General features: G+C 64.0%; 17 protein-coding genes and 1 tRNA gene. 10 read left to right on the top strand and 8 right to left on the bottom strand.

Going from position 1 to position 14,971, the window contains the following annotated elements:
* Nucleotides 1–26 precede the first annotated feature (26 nt).
* On the bottom strand, nucleotides 27–914 hold the full coding sequence (locus Q7J39_RS03710; RefSeq protein ID WP_304820550.1) for a serine protease: 888 nt from the start codon (nucleotides 912–914) through the stop codon (nucleotides 27–29).
* Between the two features lie 57 nt (nucleotides 915–971).
* On the opposite strand from Q7J39_RS03710, the gene Q7J39_RS20860 reads away from it, so the two are divergent.
* Nucleotides 972–1,349: a DUF6804 family protein gene (locus Q7J39_RS20860; protein WP_370689985.1), complete on the top strand. Its 378-nt coding sequence runs from the start codon at nucleotides 972–974 to the stop codon at nucleotides 1,347–1,349.
* 18 nt (nucleotides 1,350–1,367) lie between these two features.
* A complete protein-coding gene (locus Q7J39_RS03705) occupies nucleotides 1,368–2,375 on the top strand; it encodes a hypothetical protein (protein WP_304820548.1) in 1,008 nt (335 codons plus the stop codon).
* A gap of 38 nt (nucleotides 2,376–2,413) precedes the next feature.
* On the opposite strand, the gene Q7J39_RS03700 is transcribed toward Q7J39_RS03705, so the two are convergent.
* Nucleotides 2,414–2,881 carry a tetratricopeptide repeat protein gene (locus tag Q7J39_RS03700; RefSeq protein WP_304820546.1) on the bottom strand — a complete coding sequence of 156 codons (468 nt, stop codon included), beginning with the start codon at nucleotides 2,879–2,881 and terminating at the stop codon, nucleotides 2,414–2,416.
* Nucleotides 2,882–3,397: 516 nt separating this feature from the next.
* On the opposite strand from Q7J39_RS03700, the gene Q7J39_RS03695 reads away from it, so the two are divergent.
* Nucleotides 3,398–4,105, top strand: a complete 708-nt coding sequence (locus Q7J39_RS03695) for a recombinase family protein (RefSeq protein WP_304820544.1) — start codon at nucleotides 3,398–3,400, stop codon at nucleotides 4,103–4,105.
* Between the two features lie 845 nt (nucleotides 4,106–4,950).
* Here the strand turns inward: Q7J39_RS03695 and Q7J39_RS20855 are convergent.
* Both Q7J39_RS20855 and Q7J39_RS03690 read right to left on the bottom strand, forming a co-directional pair.
* Nucleotides 4,951–5,148 (bottom strand): HNH endonuclease, encoded by a 198-nt coding sequence (locus Q7J39_RS20855; RefSeq protein WP_370689984.1) that lies wholly within the window; start codon nucleotides 5,146–5,148, stop codon nucleotides 4,951–4,953.
* Between the two features lie 99 nt (nucleotides 5,149–5,247).
* Nucleotides 5,248–5,568 carry a hypothetical protein gene (locus tag Q7J39_RS03690; protein WP_304820542.1) on the bottom strand — a complete coding sequence of 107 codons (321 nt, stop codon included), beginning with the start codon at nucleotides 5,566–5,568 and terminating at the stop codon, nucleotides 5,248–5,250.
* A 134-nt stretch (nucleotides 5,569–5,702) separates the two neighbouring features.
* Here Q7J39_RS03690 and Q7J39_RS03685 point away from each other — a divergent pair, with 134 nt between their 5' ends.
* Nucleotides 5,703–5,906 (top strand): helix-turn-helix domain-containing protein, encoded by a 204-nt coding sequence (locus Q7J39_RS03685; protein ID WP_304820540.1) that lies wholly within the window; start codon nucleotides 5,703–5,705, stop codon nucleotides 5,904–5,906.
* A 99-nt stretch (nucleotides 5,907–6,005) separates the two neighbouring features.
* Here the strand turns inward: Q7J39_RS03685 and Q7J39_RS03680 are convergent, their stop codons facing one another.
* The 3 genes from Q7J39_RS03680 to Q7J39_RS03670 form a co-directional block, all read right to left on the bottom strand.
* Entirely contained in the window at nucleotides 6,006–7,517 is a 1,512-nt protein-coding gene (locus tag Q7J39_RS03680; protein ID WP_304820538.1) for a site-specific integrase, read from the bottom strand.
* Nucleotides 7,518–7,609: 92 nt separating this feature from the next.
* Nucleotides 7,610–7,685 (bottom strand) — tRNA-Ala (locus Q7J39_RS03675).
* 128 nt (nucleotides 7,686–7,813) lie between these two features.
* A complete protein-coding gene (locus Q7J39_RS03670) occupies nucleotides 7,814–8,293 on the bottom strand; it encodes a TIGR02300 family protein (protein ID WP_304820536.1) in 480 nt (159 codons plus the stop codon).
* Nucleotides 8,294–8,410: 117 nt separating this feature from the next.
* Between Q7J39_RS03670 and aroA the strand changes: the two genes are divergently transcribed.
* The 4 genes from aroA to Q7J39_RS03650 all read left to right on the top strand — a co-directional run bounded on the left by aroA (nucleotide 8,411) and on the right by Q7J39_RS03650 (nucleotide 12,904).
* On the top strand, nucleotides 8,411–9,733 hold the full coding sequence (gene aroA, locus Q7J39_RS03665) for a 3-phosphoshikimate 1-carboxyvinyltransferase (RefSeq protein WP_304820534.1): 1,323 nt from the start codon (nucleotides 8,411–8,413) through the stop codon (nucleotides 9,731–9,733).
* Between the two features lie 58 nt (nucleotides 9,734–9,791).
* Entirely contained in the window at nucleotides 9,792–10,442 is a 651-nt protein-coding gene (cmk, locus tag Q7J39_RS03660) for a (d)CMP kinase (RefSeq protein ID WP_304820532.1), read from the top strand.
* A 176-nt stretch (nucleotides 10,443–10,618) separates the two neighbouring features.
* Nucleotides 10,619–12,328: a 30S ribosomal protein S1 gene (rpsA, locus tag Q7J39_RS03655; RefSeq protein WP_304820530.1), complete on the top strand. Its 1,710-nt coding sequence runs from the start codon at nucleotides 10,619–10,621 to the stop codon at nucleotides 12,326–12,328.
* A 291-nt stretch (nucleotides 12,329–12,619) separates the two neighbouring features.
* The gene (locus Q7J39_RS03650; RefSeq protein WP_215343259.1) at nucleotides 12,620–12,904 is read left to right on the top strand and encodes an integration host factor subunit beta; all 285 of its coding nucleotides are present in this window, start codon (nucleotides 12,620–12,622) and stop codon (nucleotides 12,902–12,904) included.
* Nucleotides 12,905–12,907: 3 nt separating this feature from the next.
* Here Q7J39_RS03650 and Q7J39_RS03645 read toward each other — a convergent pair whose 3' ends face one another.
* A complete protein-coding gene (locus Q7J39_RS03645; RefSeq protein ID WP_304820527.1) occupies nucleotides 12,908–13,774 on the bottom strand; it encodes a phosphotransferase family protein in 867 nt (288 codons plus the stop codon).
* Between the two features lie 58 nt (nucleotides 13,775–13,832).
* Here Q7J39_RS03645 and mscL point away from each other — a divergent pair, with 58 nt between their 5' ends.
* Complete coding sequence (gene mscL / locus Q7J39_RS03640) at nucleotides 13,833–14,255, top strand: large-conductance mechanosensitive channel protein MscL (protein WP_304820525.1); 423 nt, start codon at nucleotides 13,833–13,835, stop codon at nucleotides 14,253–14,255.
* A gap of 31 nt (nucleotides 14,256–14,286) precedes the next feature.
* A complete protein-coding gene (locus Q7J39_RS03635) occupies nucleotides 14,287–14,931 on the top strand; it encodes a phosphoribosylanthranilate isomerase (protein WP_304820523.1) in 645 nt (214 codons plus the stop codon).
* The last annotated feature ends 40 nt before the right edge of the window (nucleotides 14,932–14,971 follow it).

Genomic DNA, 14,971 nt, shown 5'->3' with positions numbered 1-14,971 from the left:
CTCGAAGGGCCGGGCTATTGCGGCGACTAGCTCCACGTCAGCAGGTGGCATTTGCCTTCGCCAACGATGGTGAACGCTTCGGGCTTCTCCACACCCACGACGCCTTTGGCTGCCATTTCGATGAGAGAGGTGGGAAGATCAATCATGCCCGGCAACCAAAGGCTTTCGATCTTTGCTCCGAACGTCGGCCAAGCGAGCGAGACATAGGATGGACCTTCCTCATGTTCAATTGAGGACGTCAGGACGCCGAGTAGCATCCCGTTCTCATCAAAAGCGGGTCCACCACTCATTCCGCCTATGGTCAGGCATTTGACCTCGATACAGGGATGCGGAAGCATCACTTTGTCCCTACCTGTAAGGTATACTGCCGTGACCTCGCCAATCCCAACACGGGTCTGCCCAAGGATTGCGCCCTCCTCAACGCTGTCAGACCGAAATCCGGCGATCTGAACTTGCTCGCCGACCTTGGGCGTACGGGTGGTGAGGGTAGCAGCGTGAAAGTCGTTTTCGGGTGGCAGATTGGACGCAAGGTCTATGCGGAGGATCGCAACATCCGTGTCGGTAAGGACCAGCTGATGAAGCCGCCAGATTTGCAGCCCGTGCTCTGTAACAGCGTGGAGTATCGGCACATCTTTGGAGGCCATGATGTCGGCCAAGCGCGGCTCAAATACGTGCTTTGCCGCCAGGGCGACGCCCGGCCCGACCATGACCGCTGAACCTTCGACGCTCAGCTTGTCTCCCGACGTGAAGGCGATCGAAAGTAGCGCGCTCCCGAAGTGAGCCCATTCGGCCAGATCGCCGGCACAGGGCTCAGCGACCGGCTTGAACAGCATTGAGCGGAAGTTGATTGCCTCGCCAATCGCGGCCGCCTTTGCAGGGTCTTCCGTGACAATGCCATGCACTTGCTTGTTCATGTCGAAGGTCCGTAGGTGTCTGGCGGCGACCTTAACCGCCTTGGGACGCGGTAGGCGATGGTGGATTGTAATCGGCGGTTGAGCAGGCCAAGCTTTGCCATGGATACGCCTCCAAACCCGGCTTCCGCCGCACGCGTCCCCGTTGCGGTTTGGCTCTGCCCCACGGTTGGGCTGGCACTGGCGGTCGCTCCAATGCCCTATGGCTACTACACGGTGCTTCGGATCATCGTTTGCCTAGCTGCTATCTTCATCGCTTGGGTGGTGCTCAGCAGAGGCACCGGACGATGGCTAGGTTGGGCCTTCGTTGGACTGGCGATCCTCTACAATCCCGTCATCCGGGTTCATCTGGATCGCGATACGTGGGCGATCTTGAACGTCCTGAGCGCCGTCCCCTTCGCCTGGGTAGGTTGGCGGCAAAGATCGCTGCGCGAGTAGGATCACATGGGGGCGAGTGTGCGACTGAGATTTGCGATCCTTGTCCTGCTGGCGGTTTCGTTAGCGGGATGTGGCAAGCCTAAACTGACCGGAACCTATGTCGGCAAATCAGGCGATAGCGTCGTCCTGCTCGATCTGGTCCAGGCTGAAGGTGGTCAAGTGACGGGCCGTCTAGCGGGGGTCAGCCTCAAGCCTGACGGCAGCATCTCAGACTACACCTCCGCAGTGTCGGGGCTGACCGATGGAAGGAGCGTGAGCTTGGCGGCGAAGTCCACCTCGCTGCTGCCCGTAACCGTCCAGATCACCGGAAAGCGTGAAGGTCGACATCTGAAGGTGAGCGCGGGGGACAGCTTATCCAGCGAACTAGTGAAGTCAGATGTCACCACATTCCACAATGAGGCGGCGAAGCTTCGTAAGCGGTCCAGCATCATTCTTGCGGCACGCGCCGCAGCGGCGGCTGAACAGGCCGCGCAGGTAGCGGCACAGCAGGCGCACCAGCAAGCGGCGGTTGCCAGAGCGACACTCCTTCAGACGATCATGGCGTTGATGCCTCGGGTCGATCAGATGAGTGCTCGTCTCGGTTCGATTGCCGCGAAGGGTGCGGCCATGGAAGCCGCATACACAAAGACTACCGAACAGATGGTGGCGCTCTTGGAGCGTGAGCGGTCGCTGACGGGCGATGCCCGCTCTTATCAGCGGGGGCAGATTTCATACGCGATCCAGCAAAACGCTTTCGCCGCAGACCGCGCACATAACCAGGTGCAGTCGTCTCAGATCGAACTTGGGGGAAGCCTCACTCAGTTGGGGGCGCAGGCGGACGCGGCCCTTGCGTCGTGCCGTGACCTAAGCCCAGAGACGACGGAGCCGTCTTTGCAAACGGCGTGCGCAGACCTCGGGACCAAGGTGAAAGCCATGATCGACCTTGCCAAACAGGGTGCCCAGAACCTCCGCGCCTTAGAGGCGACCTATGAGCGAGAGGCACAGCGGCAGCGGCAGATCACCGATGAAGCCACACGCATACAATAGTGGCTTGCGTCGGCTCAGCGAGCCGTAGCCGCGCTGCACTACTTTCCCGTCGCAAGTCGCGACCATTTTGCGGCTTCGTCGCGATCCTTTGGCACGCCACGGCCTTCCTGATACCGCACTCCAAGGTTCCATTGTGACAGCGAGTGGCCTTGCTCTGCTCCCGTCCGGTACCATTTCGTCGCCTCGACAAAATCTTGCGGCACACCCCGACCCTGGTCGTACATCTGGGCAAGGTTGAACTGAGCTTCGACTACGCCTTGCTCGGCGGCTTGGCGAAACCACCTCGCGGCCTGTTCGTCGTCAGCAGGCAAGCCTTGGCCATTCATTCGCATTAGTCCGAGATTGAAGGCTGCTTCGGGCACACCGGCGTTAGCGGCATGGGAGAAATACAACCATGCGCCGCCGTAATCGCCCCGCGCGAACGCCTTGTTGCCATCCATCATAGAACCCGCTCTTGCGGTGTCGGCTCTGAGCCCGGCGAAAAATGCTTTGATGGGATTTGCCATATCGCTTTCGCCCGTCTCCCGTGACCAAAACGCTAAGGCTCAGGTTGCCTCATGTCCATCATTGGAACCCGCCGCCAGTGGAGCCGAACCAGGGCACCTCGATCAGCAAAAACCCGCGACCTATTTTTGATCTGCTGTCGCAAGGGGACACCCTCGGACAAAGGGGCCTCGATTGACCCCATGGGGGGCCCTCCGTAACCCGCGAACAGATCAAGCATCACGGCTTCCGCCTCCATGCCCAGACAAGTGAGGCGACGGCTCGGACCACCACGGCCAATGCGCCACCGGCTGCAATGATCGTCTCTGGCGTCATGCCGCTCTCCACTCCGATCCCAACCTTACGCCTGTGACGCTCGGCTGTAGTCCCTGACAACTGTCAGCCCCTATTGGGCGGCTGTCGCCCCGGACAGTTGTCCGGATAAGCGGCCTGCGCACCCGGAATAACAGGGCCACTTTCCGGTTGACCAAGGCGCGGTGGATATATCAAATCAAGATACGCTCGTATTGAGGTTTGATATGTCCGCCCGCTTCGTCGCCTACGTCCGCGTGTCCACCGCACAGCAGGGGTCGTCTGGCCTAGGTCTGGAGGCCCAGCATAGGGCTGTTGCCGACTACATCGCGGCACATGGCGGCGAACTGATCGACACCTTCGAGGAGGTCGAGAGCGGTAAGCGTGACGACCGCCCTGAGTTGGCAAAGGCGATGGAGCTATGCGAACTGACTGGCGCTCGCTTGTTAATAGCGAAACTGGACCGCCTCTCCCGCGACCTCCACTTCACCACCGGGCTCCAAAAGAGGGGCGTGGATTTCGTGGCGTGCGACATGCCGGACGCGAACGCCTTCACCATCAACATCATGGTGGCCGTCGCGCAGCAGGAGCGGGAGGCAATCTCCGCACGAACCAAGGCGGGCCTAGCGTCCATCAAGGCGCGCTTGGCGAAACCGGGCGGCGAGCACACGTCCCGACGCTCCGGGAAGATCATCACTAAGCTTGGCAGTCCAAAGGGTCTGACCGTTTCCAGGCCTGACCTTGGCACCGCAGCTATTCAGGCTAAGGCCGATGCGTTCGCCGCTCGCGTCGCTCCGAAGGCCCAAGCGCTCCGCGCCGAGGGGCTAACCTTCGCCGCTATCGCGGATCGGCTGAACGAGATGAAGGTGCGGACGGCTCGCGGTTCGACGTGGACCGGCATGGCCGTGAAGCGGGTTCTAGACCGGGCCGCCTGAGGATCGCCAGGGCTGGCCAGGGGCGGCGCGTGGCGGGCTTTGCCGGGCGCTCACCTAGGTGTGTGTGGCCCGGCGGCTCCCGCTGCGTGACGGGCCTCTAGCAGCGTTTGCGACGCCCTCGCTCCATTATCCGCCGGTGAGATTGTGACGCGAGCGCCGCTCGCCCCGCCGGGGGAAACAGGCGTCCCCCGGACAATCCATCGGTCCCTGTGACGGAGGTCCGCGCCTCGCTACCGGGGGATCGCCCCCGCATAGATCGACAGCCTCGGGGTAGGTCGAGCACCGGTCGTCAGGCGCTGGCCGAAATGGCCCCCTAGGACCGCCAGGGGGCGGCGCTGGAGGGGCTGCGGCGGCTCGTCTGAGGTTGCCCGGCTGGGTGGGACGCAGAGTGTCCAGGACGCCCGAGGGCGCTCGGCCGGAAGGTCGCGAAAGCGCCAAGGCTGATTTGAAACCGTCATGCACACGGCTCCATCCGGATGCGATTTGGGAAGGGAACGCTTGCCTGCCGCAGGTGGGTTTAAGCGTGACCTTTCTCATTAAGCGGACGCGGGTGGAGAAGCGGGGTCGGGTAGCCGAACTCTGGCACGAAGATGAACTGATACCATCTCGCACAAGAGCCGAGGCAGACCGGGAGCCTCACTCGATGGCCTGAGCTGAGGTAGTCAGCCGCAACGGGCTTGGGCGAGCATGCAACTATGAGCGTAGTCGTATCTATTGCATGGTTAGATCGGGGGATAAGATCATAAAATCCTCTATATAAAATAGAATGACACACTAAGCGACGTCGAAATCCCCATCATATGTATATATATAGAACATATAAACTATGAACTACTCAGAATATCCTAGAGAGTATCTATAGTTATATTGCACGTAACCATATGTGGCATCCTATGACAGTTGACGCAAGCAGGAGCTAAATCAGAAAGCTTAGTGATATCCCCTGATATAAGGGTAGGATTGGGTTTAATATGATGGACCTCAATGAAGCCCTGCCCCTGGTCTCCATAGCGCTTCCCCAAGATCGGACGAGCACGCTTCACAACATGGCTTGCTAGTTGCGGCTAGAAGTTACTAGCCTCCTCCAGCTGATACATCTGTCTCAAATCATCTCGGTCAAGGGGACCGAGCGGGTCAAAGGGTTAAACCGCTTCAGGGGCCTTTGAAGAGAACATCCGCTCAATCTCAATGGCGCTGGCGATGCTCTGGATAGCGGCCTGCTTCCCCATACGGCTCGCCTGTTTCGCGGGAACTCCGGTAGCCGCTTGCGCATGGGTAATCGCTGCGAGTTCGTGAAGCTGCTGCGTGAGCCTGCTCATATCCTCGGGTGAGAGCTTCATGCGGGCCTCGGCATGGATGGACATGAGCGCCAAGTCCAAAGCCTGATCGTTCTGCTGGTTCTTGAACCAGACGAAGACCCACACCACCGCTGCAACAACGGCGGCACCAATCACGAAGCCCATGTAAACGCCTCCTGCCACAACGCGCGGCTGCACTGACGAATGGTGCATAGATCAAGTGGTGCGTAAACCCAACATCCGGCGACGTTCAATGCGTGGCGCGGGTGTCAGACAAATCGGAAAGCGAGGTCACGCTCATGAAGTTGGGCGACGCTATCCGTGCGCAGCGCCATGGCTTGAAGATGTCTCAGGAAGCCCTTGCCGACGCGGCGAAGGTCAACCGCACCCACATGGGCGAGGTCGAGCGCGGCAAGCGGAATGTCAGCTTCCTCGCCCTGGTCAGGATCGCGAAGGCGATGAAGGTCACGCCCTCGGCAATCATCGCCGCCGCTGGCCTATAGCAACACCGACAGGCGTCACTCCACGACTTGAGAGCGCGTACCCCACGTGCGCCGGTCTGTGATCAGTCGCGCCTCATGCAGCGTCGCCTAGCCCTGTACTCACGCGGGCGCTTGGTCGCGATTTGCGGGAGGGGGTAGGGGCAGTGTCAGCCCGGTCACCCGATACTGCGCCATAGCCGACACCATAGGACGAAGCGGGTAGGCGAGTGAGGAGCCGTAGCGTCGAGCAACCGCCTGTCCTTTGTGGCCGGTGAAGGCGTCATTCACGTCCTCTGGGATTTCCGCCTCGCGTGCGTAGTCCTTGAAGGCGTGGCGGAAGGAGTGGAACCGCATCCTCCGGTTAGTGACCTTGATCGTGCCCCGCAGGTAGCGACCGAACCACTTGGACCAGTTGGCCGTGATGTGCGCGTATTTGTCTGGCCTGAGTTCGGGGAAGATGCGCGCCTGTCCCGCTTCGCGCGCGGTCTCGACATAGGTCAGGAAACCGAGGCGGATGAGGTCGGAGTGAATGGGCACGCGCCGTGCGCTCCATCGGTTCTTGAGCTTCAGCCCCTCAGCCTTGTCCGCGACGATGCGGATGCACCAGGCCTCCAGTTCGTTCCCATCCTTATCCATATAGGGGAGCTTGAGGATGTCGCTGGGCCGTAGCTGGCCCAACTCGTTCAAGCGTGCGCCAGTGAACATTGCGAGCAAGGGTAGCCAGTAGGCCGCCTCTCCAACCCCTGCCTCTGGGCGTTCATCGCTCGTGTAGACCGGCGATCCAAAGATCAACTTGAGGGCAGGAAGGTCGAATGGCTGCACGTCCTCCTCGGGGTCCGGGCTGACGCCAATGCTCACCCCCAAAGCGGGGTTTGCGGGGATGAGGCGCGCCTTCATCCAGGCGTAGCGAAGCAAGGTGTTGAAGTTCGCGAGTTTGGTGCGGGCGTTCGCAGCCGTGGTGCGCTTCTGGAGTTTTTCAGACCAGTTCAGCACATGGTCTGGAGTGATTTCCTCGATGGGCACGCGTCCCATTTCATCCTCAAACCACTCAACTACCTTCTCCATGCGGTCGATGGTCTTTTGGTTCTTCTGGTTCTGCGCCCACTTACCAAACACCACCGCAAGGGACGTCCCTTGCGCCTTCGCTGACACTACGTTCGACTGCTTCGTTCCGGCCTCCGCAAGGCGCTCTTGACGTAGAGCTTCGCGCTCTTCGCTCTGGTTCTTTTCCCAACGCTCGCGAGCCGCCTCGACAGCATCCTGTGTACGCTGCTCCTCGGGACTAAGGTCGTCGTAATCAGGCACGGGATTGGCGCGCTGGTACTCCCTTTCGTCCTGCTCGTACTCGTCCCGCTGTCGCTGCCATGCCGCGCGTTGGGCAGGGGTCATGGCGCGCCACTTCGCGCCGGGCTCAGCGGGCTGCACAGCAGCTTCAAGCTCCCGCCTTATCGCGGCGAACTCCTCGTCCCACTCAAGCTGCTTGCGGCGCTCAATGGGCTTCGCAGCCTCAAAATCGGTGGTGTCGAGGGACTTCCAAATCTCGCGCTTGCCGTAGGCTTCGCGGAGGTCTTTGGGGATTGCGCGCCGGGCGTAATAAAAGGCGCTGCCTTGGCGGCGGGAGGGCTTCGACATGCTGCTACATCCTATAACAGACGTAACACCCGGTCGTCATAAGGCTTTGGAAAGTGGACCTTTCCCCGACCCTGTAAGGGCCGGGGAAGGGATGGTGGAGCTTAGCGGAGTCGAACCGCTGACCTCTTGCATGCCATGCAAGCGCTCTACCAGCTGAGCTAAAGCCCCGAGGTCTCGGGTTCTTCGTGTCTGGCCCGGAAGGCCCTCCCCGAAGAGGCGCGGAACCTAGTCTGACAGTTCGCCGCGATCAAGCCCGCCCGCAAAGGAAATTTGCAGGCGGCTTGTCGCAGCTAAAATCAGCGGTCCTCGACGTCGCCCTCGCCGGGCAGACCCTCGATTTCGGTGTCGTCGAAGTCGTCTTCGTCGTCTTCTTCCAGGAAGGGCACGTCGTCGGTGTCTTCCTCGAGATCTTCCTCGTCCTCGGAGAAGCCGGCGAGCTCGTCCTCGGGCGTGGCGCCCGGTTCGGCGTCGTCGTCATCGTCGTCGCCGGGGATGATCGGAGCATCGACCACTTCGTCGAGTTCCGGGGTGACGACTTCCTCTTCTTCGTCGTCGTCGTCGGCCTCCGACTTGCCGCGCACCTGGGCTTCGCCCTCCTCTTCGACCTCGTGGTCGGTGGGGGCGACGCGCGAACGGCTCCGGCGGCTGCGGACAGCCTCATCGGGGTCGAACTCGGTGGCGCATTTCGGGCAGTGGGCGGGACGACGGGTGAGGTCGTAGAACTTCGCTTGGCAGTTCGGACAGATCTGCTTTGCGCCCAGTTCGGGATTGGCCAAGGGCTAAGCCTCTAAGGGGTTCGAATGAAGCCGGGTCCCTTGCCATGCGCCAGCGCCGCTGTCAAAAGCAAACCCCCTCGTGACAACAGCAGAGCCTTAAGGAGGCTTGGCATTCCCATGACGTCGGCAGGACTGACCGCGAAACGCGGCGGCCCGCTGCGGGGCCGCGTGCGCGCCCCGGGCGACAAGTCGATTTCCCATCGCGCGCTCATCTTCGGGGCGCTGGCGACCGGAACGACAGAGATCGAGGGTCTACTCGAAGGCGACGATGTGAAGCGTACGGCCGCCGCCATGGCGGCCTTCGGCGCCACCGTCACCCGGCTGGGGGAGGGCCGCTGGCGCGTCGAGGGCCGTGGCGGGTTTTCCGAGCCCGACGACGTGATCGACTGCGGCAACGCCGGCACCGGCGTGCGGCTGATCATGGGGGCGGCGGCGGGGTTCCCGATGGCCGCCACCTTCACCGGCGACGCCTCCCTGCGCGGGCGGCCGATGAACCGGGTGATGAACCCCCTGAAGGCGATGGGGGCGAGCTTCGCCTGCCGGACCGGCGGGCGGCTCCCGCTCACCCTGCAGGGCGGGGCGCTGAAGCGTATCGACTACCGCCTGCCCGAGCCCTCGGCCCAGGTGAAGTCGGCGGTGCTGCTGGCGGGCCTGCACGCCGACGGCGGGGCCGGCGTCATCGAACCCGAGGCGACACGGGACCATACAGAGCGGATGCTGCGGGCCTTCGGGGCGGTGATCCATGTCGAGGACCGGGACGGCGAGCGCCATATCGACCTGCCGGGCGGCCAGACGCTGACCGGGACGAAGATCATCGTGCCCGGCGACCCCTCCTCGGCGGCCTTCCCCCTGGTGGCGGCCCTGATCACCCCGGGGTCAGAGGTGACGGTGGAAGGCGTGCTGCTCAATGTGCTGCGCACCGGCCTGTTCACCACCCTGCAGGAGATGGGAGCGGACCTGACGATCTCGAACCTGCGCGATGAGGGCGGCGAGCAGGTGGGCGACGTCACCGCGCGCTATTCAGCGATGCACGGCGTCGACGTGCCGCCCGAGCGGGCGCCGTCGATGATCGACGAATATCCGATCCTGGCGGTGGCCGCGGCCTTCGCCGAGGGGCCGACCCACATGCGCGGCATCGGCGAGATGCGGGTCAAGGAGAGCGACCGCATCGCCCTGATGGCGGCGGGGCTGACCGCCTGCGGCATCGGGGTCGAGGAGGAGCCGGAGGGCCTGATCGTGGTGGGGTCGGCGCGCGGCAACCATCCGGCCGCCGGCGGGGCCCGCGTGGTCACCAAGGGCGACCACCGGATCGCCATGTCGCACCTGGTGATGGGCCTGGCGTCGGACGACGCGGTCAGTGTCGATGAGCCCGGCATGATCGCCACCAGCTTCCCGGGGTTCGTGGAGATGATGCGCGGGCTGGGCGGGGAGCTGGCGTGAGGCATTGCGCCGAACTTTTCCTCCCCCGTGACCAACGGGAACGGGGGAGGAAAAGAACGTGAAACCCCCCTTCATCATCACCGTCGATGGGCCCGCGGCCTCGGGCAAGGGGACCATCGCCCATCGGCTGGGGGCGCTCTACGGCGTGCCGGTGCTGGATTCGGGATTGCTGTACCGGGCCGTGGGCGTGCTGACCCAGCGGGCCGGCAAGGACCTGGATAGCGAGCAGGACGCGGGCGCGGTGGCCATGACGCTGACCGCCGCCATGCTGGACGATCCGGAATTCCGCACCCGGGGGGCCGGCGAGTGCGCCAGCCGGGTGGCCGTGCATTCGGCCGTGCGCCTGGCCCTGCGCGAGCTGCAGCTGGCCTTCGCCCGCACGCCGGGCGGCGCGGTGCTGGACGGGCGCGACATGGGCACCGTCATCTGCCCCGAGGCGCCGGCCAAGCTGTTCGTGACCGCGACCCCGGAGGTGCGGGCCGAGCGGCGCTGGAAGCAGCTGAAAGGTCAGGGGGAGCACGTGGATCTGGCCGACATCCTCGACGACATCCGCAAGCGCGACGCCCGCGACGGAGGCCGTGCCGACAGCCCCATGGTGGCCGCCGCCGACGCCGTCTTGCTGGACACCACTGAAATGACTATAGAGCAGGCCACCGATGCGGCCCGCCGCACGGTCGAGGCGGCGCGAGCCCGGTGGGAAACTTCCTGACGGGCAATCCAAACGTTCCTTTCCCTCGATGGCTGCGGGCGAATTTCACCGCGCTGGGGTCCGCCCCGACGCCTTCGGTTTGCAACCCTTAACCCGACGCCGGGACTCCGACCGCTCATGCGGGTCGGGCCATTTCCGCATTCCGGACGGCGTCATCTGAAAGACGAAAGAATATTATGGCTGACGATATGAGCCTGTCCCCCTCCCGCGACGACTTCTCCGCCCTGCTGGACGAGTCCATGGGCGGCCGCGACTTCATGGAAGGCGTGGTGGTCAAGGGGATCGTGGTCGGGATCGAGAAGGATTTCGCGATCATCGACGTGGGTCTGAAGACCGAGGGCCGCGTGTCCCTGAAGGAATTCAACCAGGAAGGCGATGATCCCGCCCCCATCGTGGTCGGCTCCACCGTCGAGGTCTTCCTCGAGCGCGTCGAGAACGCCATGGGCGAAGCGGTCATCAGCCGCGACAAGGCCCGCCGCGAAGAGGCCTGGACCCGTCTGGAAGGCGTCTACGAGAAGAACGAACCGGTGATGGGCTCCATCGTCGGCCGCGTGAAGGGCGGCTTCACCGTCGACCTCGGCGGCGCCTCGGCCTTCCTGCCCGGCAGCCAGGTCGACATCCGCCCCGTGCGCGACGTCGGCCCGCTGATGGGCAAGGAACAGCCCTTCGCCATCCTGAAAATGGACCGTCCGCGCGGCAACATCGTCGTCTCGCGTCGCGCCATCCTGGAAGAAGCCCGCGCCGAACAGCGCACTGAGCTGGTTTCCCAGCTGCAAGAGGGCGAGATCCGCGAAGGCGTGGTCAAGAACATCACCGACTACGGCGCCTTCGTGGACCTGGGCGGCATCGACGGCCTGCTGCACGTCACCGACATGAGCTGGAAGCGCGTCAATCACCCCAGCCAGGTCCTGGCCGTGGGCGACACCGTCAAGGTGCAGATCGTCAAGATCAACCCCGACACCCAGCGTATCTCGCTCGGCATGAAGCAGCTGCAGTCCGACCCCTGGGACGGCGTGGAAGCCAAGTACCCGGTCGGCGCGAAGTTCACCGGCCGGATCACCAACATCACCGACTACGGCGCCTTCGTGGAGCTGGAAGCCGGGGTCGAGGGCCTGGTCCACGTGTCGGAAATGTCCTGGACCAAGAAGAACGTCCATCCGGGCAAGATCGTCTCCACCTCGCAAGAGGTTGAGGTCGTGGTCCTGGACGTCGATCCGTCCAAGCGTCGCGTCTCGCTCGGCCTGAAGCAGGCCATGGACAATCCTTGGGACGCGTTCGTCGCGGCGCACCCGGTCGGTTCGACCGTGGAAGGCGAGGTCAAGAACGCCACCGAGTTCGGCCTGTTCATCGGCCTGGAAAACGACATCGACGGCATGGTCCACCTCTCGGACCTCGACTGGACGGCGTCGGGCGAAGAAGCCATCGCCAAGTATCACAAGGGCGAAATGGTCAAGGCCCGCGTCCTGGACGTCGACGTCGAGAAGGAACGCATCTCGCTGGGCATCAAGCAGCTGGCCGGCGATCCGATGGTGGGCGACGGCTTCCGCAAGGGCCAGACCGTCACCGTCACCGTGACGGAAGTCACCACCGGCGGCATCGAAGTCCGCTTCGGTGAGGACGAGGCCCCGATGACCGCCTTCGTGCGCAAGTCGGACCTGTCCCGCGACCGCGCCGACCAGCGTCCCGAGCGTTTCGCCGTCGGCGACCGCGTCGACGCCCAGATCACCACCGTCGACAAGGCCGCCCGTCGGGTGGGCCTGTCGATCAAGGCTCTGGAAATGGCCGAGGAAAAGGAAGCCATCGAGCAGTTCGGCTCGTCGGACTCCGGCGCCTCGCTGGGCGACATCCTCGGCGCCGCCCTGCGCGAGAAGGCCAAGAACGACTAATCGTTCGCGACCTTCGGCAATGAGCTGAGAACGGCGGATCGGGAAACCGGTCCGCCGTTTTCTTTTTCGAAAACCGCACTATCCTGAGTTGACCGACGCGCCTCCCCTTCTGTGTCGGACGACCGACAGAAAGCCTCACCACGCCAACCAACCCTTTCAGGGCCCCGATTTGGGACAAGTCAGCCCAAGCTTTCGGCGCAGATTATCGTCAGCGGGCCGTAAACCCTTTTCCTGCCTTGAACATCCTCAGGGACTCGACCATGTTCCGCAGCCGAACGACCGGAAGAAGGCATGATCAAGTCTGAGCTGATCGCCAAACTCGCTGAGGAAAACCCGCACCTCACCCAGCGCGATATCGAGCGCGTGGTGGGGGTGATCCTTGAGCGCATGATCCAGGCCCTGGAGAACGGCGGCCGGGTGGAACTGCGTGGCTTCGGCGCGCTGTCCGTCCGCTCGCGCGACGCCCGGGCCGGCCGCAACCCGCGCACCGGCGAGGCCGTCGAGGTCCGCGCCAAGCACGTGCCCTTCTTCAAGAGCGGCAAGGAACTGCGCGAGCGGCTCAACGCCGACGAATAGGCCTCAGGCCGCCACCGCCCCGTTGAGGCTGCGGACGCACAGGTCATAGAGCGCCGGCTTGGCCGCCTTCGTGCTGAGATAGAAGAAGCTGTAATAGAGCCAGTAGAGCCGGGTGGCCTCGTCGAAGCCCTCGACGCCCTCCGCTTGGCCGGCCGCAAAGGCCCGGTTGGCCTTGTCGTCGAAGAAGAAGGCCGCCGATGTCAGGTCCAGCAGCGGATCGCCCATCACCGCCTGGACACTGAAGTCGATCACCCCGGTGACCGCGCCGACCTCGTCCACCAGCACATTGCCCGGATGATAGTCGCCATGCGCCAGCCGTCGTGGCGCCGCAATGCGGGCCAGAGCCAGGCTGTCGAACAACGCGAGGACCGCAGCCGGGGCTGTCAGGTCGGCCAGGGCCCAGGGAGCCTCGGCCAGCGACGCCCGAACCCGGCGGCTTAGATAGGTCGGCCAGCTGTCGGAACGGACCGGGGTGTCCCCTAGGATTTGGCCGTAAAACGCCGCCTCGTAGCCGATGGCTTGGATTTCGCCCGCGGCAGCCATGTAGTTGGCGAGCGCCTGCTTGCGCGCCTCCGGCGGGGCGGTGTCGAGGAATCGGGTCAATTCGATGCCTGGGATGCGCGCCTCCACCACGCAGGCGACGCTGCCCAGCTGCAGAACCTCGTCGAAACGGGGAACCTGGAAGCCCACCGCCCGGGTGTCGAGCCGACGGTAGAAGCCGTCCAGGGCCTGGACGTGGGCGAGCGGGGTCGCGGGGGAGAACACCCGCAGCACGCCGTCAGCGCCCAGGCCATAGGCGCGGCTCTGGACGCCCGCCCCAAGCAGGTCGGCCTCCGTCACCCCGAAATGCTTCAGCGCCCGCTTGCTCACGCTTGACCCGATTCAGCCCGCCCACGATCCTGACACATCCCTAGGCCAGAGCGTGACCATGAGCATCTTCAGTGAATTCCGCGAGTTCATCGCCCGCGGTAACGTCATCGACCTGGCCGTCGGCGTGATCGTCGGGGCGGCGTTCAACGACATCGTCAAGAGCCTGGTGGACCAGGTGGTCATGCCGCCCATCGGCCTGCTGCTGAGCGGGGTCGACTTTTCCGACCTGCAGCTGGTGCTGAAGCCGGACAATCCCCTGACCAAGGCCAGCGAACTGGTGGCCATCCAGTACGGCGCCTTCTTCAACACCATGATCAAGTTCACGATCGTGGCCTGGGTGGTGTTCCTGATCGTCAAGGGCGTGAACACCATCCGGCGCCGCGACGCCGAGGCCTCGCCGGCCGAGAAGCCCGCGCCGCCGCCGCAGGAAGCCCTGCTGATCGAGATCCGCGACCTGCTGAAGAACCAGGCCAAGTCTTGAAATCGAGGGCGCGATAGCCCTTATCGGCGGCATGACCCTGCCCACCAAGATCTGCGGCCTGTCCACCCCCGAGACGGTCAGCGCCGCCGTGGCCGGCGGGGTGAGCCATCTCGGCTTCATGTTCTTCGCCAAGAGCCCCCGCAACATCGCGCCGGACGCCGCGGCGCGGCTGACCGCCGAGGCGCGGGCCAAGAATGTGAAGATCGTGGCGGTCACGGTGGACCCCGACGACGACCTGGTGGACCGCTTGAACGCCGTCCTGCAGCCCGACCTGTTCCAACTGCACGGCGCCGAGACCCCGGCGCGGGCGCGGGCCATCGCGGCGCGCACCGGGGCCGGGATCATCAAGGCGCTGTCGATCTCCACCGCCCACGACCTGTCGGCCGCCAAGGCCTATGAGGCGGCGACCGACCACCTGATGTTCGACGCCAAGGCGCCGCAGGACTCCGAGCTGCCCGGCGGCAACGGCGCGCGCTTCGACTGGACCCTGATGATGGGCCACCGGTTCCAGAAGCCGTGGTTCCTGGCCGGCGGCCTGGATCCGTGGAACGTCGTCGATGCGGTGCGGCTGTCGGGCGCGCCCATGGTGGACGTTTCCTCTGGCGTGGAGCGCGGTCCCGGCCTAAAGGACCCGGCCTTGATCACGGCGTTTCTTGAAGCCGTAAGCCGCGCCTGAACGTATTGCCTGAGCCCCGATCCCGAGCCGAGTGATAGTG

This window comes from Phenylobacterium sp. (genome assembly GCF_030651185.1).
Taxonomy (GTDB): domain Bacteria; phylum Pseudomonadota; class Alphaproteobacteria; order Caulobacterales; family Caulobacteraceae; genus Phenylobacterium.
This window is presented reverse-complemented; position numbering and strand designations above follow the sequence as displayed.